5 protein-coding genes and 1 pseudogene are annotated in these 7,472 nt (G+C 33.0%); all 6 read right to left on the reverse strand.

The genetic code is table 11. From position 1 onward, the window contains the following. Positions 1-838: 838 nt before the first annotated feature. Positions 839-2,014 (reverse strand): DUF262 domain-containing protein, encoded by a 1,176-nt coding sequence (locus RT405_RS10265; RefSeq protein WP_313469514.1) that lies wholly within the window; start codon positions 2,012-2,014, stop codon positions 839-841. A 380-nt stretch (positions 2,015-2,394) separates the two neighbouring features. Beyond that, positions 2,395-3,291, reverse strand: a complete 897-nt coding sequence (locus RT405_RS10270; RefSeq protein WP_313469516.1) for an ImmA/IrrE family metallo-endopeptidase — start codon at positions 3,289-3,291, stop codon at positions 2,395-2,397. Further along, complete coding sequence (locus RT405_RS10275; RefSeq protein ID WP_313469518.1) at positions 3,284-3,637, reverse strand: helix-turn-helix domain-containing protein; 354 nt, start codon at positions 3,635-3,637, stop codon at positions 3,284-3,286. The genes RT405_RS10270 and RT405_RS10275 overlap by 8 nt, the downstream gene beginning before the upstream one ends. A gap of 362 nt (positions 3,638-3,999) precedes the next feature. Continuing rightward, positions 4,000-4,767 (reverse strand): CpsB/CapC family capsule biosynthesis tyrosine phosphatase, encoded by a 768-nt coding sequence (locus tag RT405_RS10280; RefSeq protein WP_313469519.1) that lies wholly within the window; start codon positions 4,765-4,767, stop codon positions 4,000-4,002. Positions 4,768-5,073: 306 nt separating this feature from the next. Next, complete coding sequence (locus RT405_RS10285) at positions 5,074-6,834, reverse strand: ABC transporter ATP-binding protein (RefSeq protein WP_396163688.1); 1,761 nt, start codon at positions 6,832-6,834, stop codon at positions 5,074-5,076. After that, positions 6,830-7,072 (reverse strand): annotated as a pseudogene (locus tag RT405_RS10290) (ABC transporter ATP-binding protein); the annotation flags it as partial. The gene RT405_RS10285 and the pseudogene RT405_RS10290, both read right to left, overlap by 5 nt. Positions 7,073-7,472 lie beyond the last annotated feature (400 nt).

The following is a 7,472-nucleotide window of genomic DNA, read 5'->3' on the forward strand; positions in this document are numbered from 1 at the left end:
TTAGGGAATGAACCATCATTTTCAGAAAATTCTTCAATCTTATCAACTAACCATTTTCTGCTATTTCTAGCTTTTTCTAAATCATTAGGATCTAAATCAACAACTTCTTTTGAAAAGGCATTAATAGACGTATAAATATTTCTTGTCATAAATTATTTATCCTCCTTTTTCCTTGCATTTCTAGGGTTTTATCTAACTCTTGTATGAAAATGACGCAAATAAGTATCTTCAGGTAAGAAATTGACATTTTTATTTTCTAATTGATTACTTAAATATGACTTGGCTTGATTAATAATTATAACTTTAATCTTTTTCTCTTGCTTTTTTTGTAGGAGCATTTCTTTTATTAAATATTTTAAGCATAAATTCGTAATCTTCATTTCCATTAAAAGAACTGTATTCACTATCAAAAACAATTTCTTGATTAAAATAGTCAAGGACATTTCTAGAAAATAATTCAGATAATAATTCAATATACTAATTTCTTCTATAGTAGTAAGTAGTATGATATAGCTTAAATAATTTTTCATAAATAGTTACTTTTGTATCCAAATCAGAACGTTTAAACTTCTTGGTACATGAACTTTCAATAAGATACAATATATTATTATATTTATTTCTTATATAGAAGAGATATCTGGCTTTTTCTTTTCCACATAGGCAAGTAGTTTTCTACATGCGAGTCCTCGTCCTAATCTTCAATTTTCCATTCTCACCCACTACTATCCCAACTATTATGTTCAGAATTTGTCAACACTCTTTCTAACAAATTTTCGTAATAACTACTTGCCATGTATACTCCACCTATTCTAGTTAATAACTAAATACCATTTGACTTTTATACTTCGAAAATATTTTTAATAAGACTATCAAAAATATCTCTTCTTGCACCATTAGATTTATTTACAAAACTTACAGTTTGAACCCAACTCACTAAATTTTGCTCATTAGTTTCATCTACAGTACCATTGAAAGCAAAATATCCTGTTAAGTATAAAATATAATCCATTCGATTAACATAATCTTCCAAGTTTTCTTCACTCAAAAAATTTAAAGCTTTATTTAAACTAATCAACGATAAATCTATAATTTCAGTTAAATCATTTATATCTAAATTTGTTATCTGCGATTCTTTTGTATCTGATGGAATAGGTGCATAATTGACACTATGAATCCCTGATTTTTTAATCATTTCAAAAGCTGGATTGAGCGAAGCTACAGGATAAGATACATTCGTTGTAAAAGGAGAAAATAGTTCATCGTATCCATAGGTCTGGATTTTTTCTTTAAAAGGTGTCACGTAGTCCGAATATATATCAAAATCATGTAATTTTAATTTTGAAAAACTCATCTGTAATGTTGTAACTCTACTTCCAGCATTATTTAAAACTTCAAACCATTCAATTTGTTCATCTTCTGTTAAATGTTCGGCGATATTAATTGTGTAATTGTAAGACATTATTTTACTTCTTATTTGTACTAGGATTGGAAAAAGTGCTTCTACAAGATTCTTTTTTTGTAAAAAAAACAATAATATATTCTCGTCTTCGTTTAATAAAATGCCTACAGGAATATGATAATCCTTCAAGCTGCTTTCTACTAATTTAAATTTAGCTGCGGAGACATCTAAAAATATATTCCTAAAGTCTTCATGATTTATAAATGCTTTATAGTTAGTCGACAAACGCTGTTGACCATCGACCACTGACTGGTGGTCAGCTTCGATCAAGGTAGTATCTACAAGCTCTCTATTAATAAACGAGACTTGTGGAACAACAACTCCAGTACTTGACATTTGATTAATGGATATTGGCGCTACAGGAGCTTTTCCAAATAATTGATAATTTAACAAAGAAATTGATTTAGCTAAACTCCAGCTCAAATCTCTTTGATATAGAGGTAAAGTAATTTTATTTTCTTTAATTTTGCGACACATATCTAAAATACTTAATTGGTGACTTTTTTTTGTAGGGTTAAAACCTACAGCAGCTTTCAGTTTACTATTTATAATCAAACTATTATTCCCCCTAAAAACATATTTTAATATCTATAGATGCTATTATACCAGTTTCTGAATAAAAGTAAATATAAAAAACAAGTAGCTGCTATTTTAAGCAGCTACTTGTTTTTTGTTTTATTATATAAAGATTATTTATTAGATGAAATATTATTTCAATACATTTTATGTATTTATGGAATATTAATTCTTTTTTGTTTGAAATACAACTCATTATTTAATCAGCTTTGCCTAATTAAGTGGTAACATTAACAATTATATCTATAGATAAACACAAACAATCCTATGCGATTGTAAATTGCATAGGATTGTGTTTGTGCCTGTTTTATATTGAAGAAAGTTACTTGTGGACTCTACTTTAACTCATCCATACAATGTTAATGTAGGATGAATTTTCTTATTAACTTTATTTGGCTAAAAAAAGCATTAAGTTCATCTATATCTTCATCGGATATAGTAGTGCCGTAGCCAAATTCCTCTGGTATTTTATTGAAAAGACTTAATGTATCAGCAAATTTTTCTTCATCAATAAGATTATCTTCAAAGTTGTGTAAAATAATTTCAATATTTTGAGCTGAGGTACCCGTAATTTTTGTGATGGTGTTTAATTTGATAAAAATTTCCTTGTTGACAGCTATACCAATTTTAAAATATTCACTATTTAGGTCTCTTTCATCAATAGCATAGAGATGATCCATTTGGTTTTGCGTAATTGCTCTTATTTCGCTTAGTCTTTTAATAAGAGAGTGATAAGGCAGCCAATAGGTACAGTGCAAACGCGCAATGAAACGAAGAAGAGCTTTATCAGAAATATTTTTTAAAGAAGATGCCTTAAAGTTTTCAAGTGCAATTCCTTTTAAATTCTCTTCTGATAATAAAAATTCAGCAGCAAAACGATTTGCTTTTGCTTCGATTATATTACTTTCTTCATCATTTAAACGAGTAAGATGAGAACCCTTTTTTGTATAGTAATGATACAATTCATGAGCAATGGCAAAAATTTGTTTGTCATAGTAATCAGCAGTATTCACTCCTATAAAAACAAGCTCTTTCTCACCTTCTTCTGAATACATAATGGCTGCTGAGAAAGCCGGCTTTCCTTTTTCAGATTCGATAAGATATTCAAGCAGCATAATGTCTAGTTGATCCAATATTGTGAAAATATCATTTGCAATGGGAGCTTCACCCACAAATCCGAGAGACTGACGGCGTTCTTTAGCAAGTTTGCGAATTTCCTCTAACTGTAGTTCATTAAGCATAACAGTTTCATTCATTTTCAATCTTTCTCCTTAGCAGCGTTTGTTGTCTCAGAGAGATCATCATTTTAAAGAGTTGTTCTACGCCTTCTTTTTCATTATCACTTAGTGCTTCGCTTCGTAATGCGACAAAAGAATTTTCCTTTTCTTTTTCAACAAACATATCCGCAATATCAAATTCAAGAGTATCTGCTAATTTTTCTAACTGAGTAACAGATGGAATAAAATCTTCTCTTTCAATACGACTTATCATAATCCTATTGATACCAGTTACCTCTCCTAGATTTTCTTGAGTAAAGTTTTTCTCTTTTCTTTTACTTGTTATTATAGTTGCTAATTTATTTTTGGATAATTTTTTCATCATAAAACCTCCTCTTAGACAGAATAGTGATCTATTTCCACCTCTACGATACTATGAATTACAAAAATAATCACTTTAAAACAAAATGTTATTAATAATTTCAAACTATAGTAAAAAAGAGTGTTTACATTGACATATCCATTAATTATTCTACCTTTTCGTTATAAATTACTTAAAAAAACAATAAAAAAATGAATTCCATAATCCAGCTCATTATTCAGCATCCCAAATACACTTATTATAACAATGGTTATTAGTACAAACAAAAAAGATGTCTTCAGCTTTCCACATCTCCGTACAATAGCTGAAAACCACTTTTTGTTCTTTAATATCCTATTTATTAACCCAATTCACAACTTCCCAATCTAGAACAATCCCAAAAACTTAGCTTGTTTCACAGTCCTTGGTGTTGGTGAGATAATCACTTCTCCGTTAACTAAGTCTTTCGTGACTTGTTGATACTCATTAACTTTTTCTCTGCCGAATTCTTTTTCCAGCTTTCGATAAGCTTCTTTCATATGAAAAGAACGTGAAGAAATATTATGTGCATCTGAAGCAATAAAATGAACTAAATTAGCTTCAACGAGCTGTTTGCTTACTTTCTGGATAGCTTTTCCAAATCCTCCGGTATAACTAGCTGCTGTTAATTGTGCTAAAGCTCCTTTTTCAACAAAAGGCAGTAAAACATTCGGGTCTTTTAACACCGCTCGATTCCGCTCTGGATGAACAATAATCGGCGTAACACCTTCTTTTTGCAATTCAAAGAATAACGATTCTGTATATGCCGGTATAGAAGGTGTTGGAAATTCAATTAACACATATTGATTGCCTTCATCGATGAATTGAATTTTATCTTCTTCTAAATCTTCAAACAATTCGCCGTTGATTCGCACTTCTTGCCCTGGAAAAATAGTCAGTGGAATATCACGTGCATCTAGTTCTGCTTGCAATTCATCTACCAAAAGTAAAATATCTTTTTTTTCATTATCCCAGTGGCCATTTTTATAATGCGGAGTAGCTAAAATATGAGTGATGCCTTCTGCTACAGCTGCTCGCGCCATATCTATTGAATCTTCTATATCCTTTGCCCCGTCATCAATCCCAGGCAAAATATGACAGTGTAAATCGATCATGTTTTATCCCCTTCATCTCGTTTGAGTCATCTCTAACTCCAACTCCGTGTAGTTTACTCTTATTATAGAACAGAATGGCTGTACTATCCAGCTGGTAAATGAATGTATTGAGAAAAAAGCATGTTCGTTTTGAAATACAAAACGAGCACACTCAATGACTTCATTAGCTTCACAAAGATACCTCTAATATAGGTATCATAAAATAGTTGCTTCAAATCCACTTAAATCTACAATAGAATGCTTCGGCTAATACGTTTCTTTAAATAGTAGTGAATAAAATAACGTGAATTTTGTACCTCGGCTTTTTTATTCTTCTGCCGCAAATTGAGCTTCATAAAGCTGCTTGTAATAACCGTTCTGTGCAAGCAATTCATCATGGCTTCCAGTTTCTAAGATATTTCCCTGATCCAACACTAAAATTTTATCGGCATTTCGAATAGTTGAAAGACGATGGGCAATCACAAAGCTGGTTCGACCTTCCATCATTTGTAAGAAAGCCGATTGTATTTTTTGCTCTGTCAACGTATCTACCGAACTGGTCGCTTCATCTAAAATTAGCATGTCCGGCTCAGAAATCATCGTCCGAGCAATCGTCAGCAATTGGCGCTGCCCATCAGAGATTTTTATCCCTCTGTCACCCATACGCGTATCGAGACCTTCTGGAAGACGCGCCACGTAATCGTACATATAGGTCTTTTTTAATGCATCAAAAACGTCTTCATCTGTTGCGTCTTTGCGGCCATAACGTAAATTAGCGCGTAAAGAGCCTTCAAAAAGCCAGGTTTCTTGCAACACCATTCCAAAACTTTGACGCAAACTATCTCGCGTGATTTGGCGAATATCAGTCCCATCAATTAAGATGCTTCCTTTATCCACATCATAGAACCGCATTAATAAATTGATCAACGTTGATTTTCCGGCTCCCGTTTTCCCGACAATGGCAATGGTTTCTCCTGGCTCCACTTCTAAATTGAAATCAGTGATCAAGGTTTGCCCTTCTTGATAAGCAAAGTCGACATCTCGAAAAGAGACTGCTCCTTTAGCTTCGCTCAGGACACGAGCCTTTTCTGCATCTGGTTCTTCAATGGGTTGTTGAATGATGTCATAAGCTCGGTCCAAACCAGCTAAAGCTAATTGGATCTGGGTAGTGATACCAGAAATCTCAATAAAAGGCTTAGTAAATTGACTAGCGTAAATCGTAAAACTGGAAATGACTCCAATCGTTACGCCAGAATGGCCGTTTAAAGCCAACAATCCCCCAACTAACCCAACCGCAATATAAGCCAAATGATCCACCACCCGAGAGAGAGGATTGGTCAATGAAGAAGAGAATTGGGCTTTTTGTCCCTCTACATACAAGCGCTGATTGATTGCTTCAAACAGTTCTTGCGAAGTGTTTTCTTGTTGGAAAGCTTTCACAATTTTCTGATTGCGTATGCGCTCATTGATAAAACCCGACAGTTCTCCTGTAATTTTCTGCTGGCTACTGAAATTGTGTTGAGAAGCCCTTGCTACTAACCACATGACGGTAAAGATAATCGGAGTGGCAACGAGCACCACAATCGTTAACCAGGTATTCAAATACAGCATAAACGCTAAAGCCAACACCAAGGTCGAGACTCCTGAAAATAATTGGATAAAAACAGCTGAAATCGTAACAGAAACATTATCCATGTCATTGGTAAAACGACTGACAATATTTCCATGTGCCGTTTGATCAAAATACCTTAGAGGGAGACGATTTAAATGTTCAAATGTATCTTTCCTGATTTCTGCAACGGATCGATAAGCAATCCGATTCCCTAAAATCTGAATCACCCATTGACTGACCACTGTCAAAAGCAAGATCCCGCCAAATAGCATTAATATATGGAATAAGCCGGTAAAGTCTACTTGTCCTGCGCCTATCAATAGATCAACGGAGACACCAATATAATAGGTCATCAATACGACAGCCGCACCACTGATGATGCCGAACAAACCAGCAGCAATCAACTCTTTCGGATAAGCCCGCAGATAAGACCAAAAATAACGGAACCCTTTGGAAGATAGTTTTTTCATCTTAATTCTCCTCCTGTGATGCGACTAATTCTTGATACTCCGGTGAGTTTTCTACTAATTCTTCATGTGTTCCCTTAGCCAGTAACCGACCGCTATCCATCAATAAAATGTTCTCCGCTTTTTGCAGAGAAGGAATCCTTTGCGAAATGATCATGTCTGTACAATCCAAGTCCCGCTTCAAAGCCTACCGTAAATTCAAATCGGTTTGGTAGTCTAAAGCAGATAAAGAATCATCTAGGATCAATTGTTTGTGGCAGAATAAGAGTACAAAACTATTGCAAAATACATCTGTTAGTTCTGCTAATAGTAGAAAGTGAAAAAATACAATTAATTTATCTTCTACCGTCATATTGACCAAGGATTAAATCATAATTTTATACTATACTGAGGAAGCTTCAACCTTCGTATATAATTCAACTAAGCAAAGTACGATAGAATAATAAGAAAAAATTTAAAAATTCTTCTGGATACAATAACGAAATTTTTCTAACAATAAATTGATACTATTCAATAAATTCTATTCATTTACAAAATGAAATTTTTCGTTTATCCTTATATATATGAACAGTCCTTTATAGTGATTTTACATAAGTCCTCTTATCAGTTATCATAAAATATTTTTAAAAGAAGTTTTAGATTAATTA

Source organism: Carnobacterium sp., from assembly GCF_032094055.1.
Taxonomy (GTDB): domain Bacteria; phylum Bacillota; class Bacilli; order Lactobacillales; family Carnobacteriaceae; genus Carnobacterium_A.